Annotated in this window: 2 protein-coding genes; one reads left to right on the forward strand and one right to left on the reverse strand. The window is 65.0% G+C overall.

The annotated features are described in order from the left end of the window. On the reverse strand, positions 1-449 hold a 449-nt coding region (locus EOA29_RS38740; RefSeq protein ID WP_127222535.1), incomplete at its 3' end, for an MFS transporter. A 116-nt stretch (positions 450-565) separates the two neighbouring features. Between EOA29_RS38740 and EOA29_RS38745 the strand changes: the two genes are divergently transcribed. Beyond that, positions 566-742: LysR family transcriptional regulator (locus tag EOA29_RS38745; protein WP_127222536.1), on the forward strand; the 177-nt coding region annotated here is incomplete at its 3' end.

The raw sequence follows: 742 nt of genomic DNA on the forward strand, positions 1-742 counted from the left end.
AAGCCGGCGCTCACGCTGCCGCCGAGCAGGCCGGCAACGAGCAGGCTCGCCGAAAGCAGCGTGACGCCTGGAACGGCTGTTTTCGTCGGCACGGCGAGCATGGCCATGATGAAGAGCCATGCCGCCGTGGCGCCGAGCCCGGTCAAGAGCACGCGGCGGTCGCCCCAGCGATCGGTGAGCACGCCCCAGGGCAATTCGCTGAGCGCCACGCCGAGGCCGAGCAGACCGAGCGCCAGGCCGAGCGAGGCATTGTCGAGGTGATAGCCCTGGCGCATCACCACGGCGGTTGCCGGGATGCCGGAGAATGTTGCGGAGAAGCCGGCGTTGGCGGCGACGCCGATGCCCAGCACCTTCCAGCGATGGTTGGGTCCGAAGGTCCGGCCGGCCGAGGCGGAGGCGATACTTCGCTCAGACGGCTCGCAATCGCTGCGGGTGACGATGGCTGACATGATTCCAATCCCTTGACGACCGGCTGACGGCCTTGACCGGATGGATGTAGCGCCATAACTTCATTCGAAAAATCAGGAAGTTTTTGATCAACAATCCTGAAAACAAGGATGATCTTATGCGACGCGTCACCTTCGACCTCGACGTCCTCAGGACTTTCGTCACCGGCATGGAACTGGGCAATTTCGCCAAGGCGGCCGAGCGGCCAAGCCGCTCGACCTCAGCCGTCAGCGCGCAACTGAAGAAGCTGGAGGAGCAGGCGGCGACGCCGATCTTCCGCAAGGCGGGCCGCGGC

It is taken from the genome of Mesorhizobium sp. M1E.F.Ca.ET.063.01.1.1, from assembly GCF_003998155.1.
Lineage (GTDB): Bacteria > Pseudomonadota > Alphaproteobacteria > Rhizobiales > Rhizobiaceae > Mesorhizobium.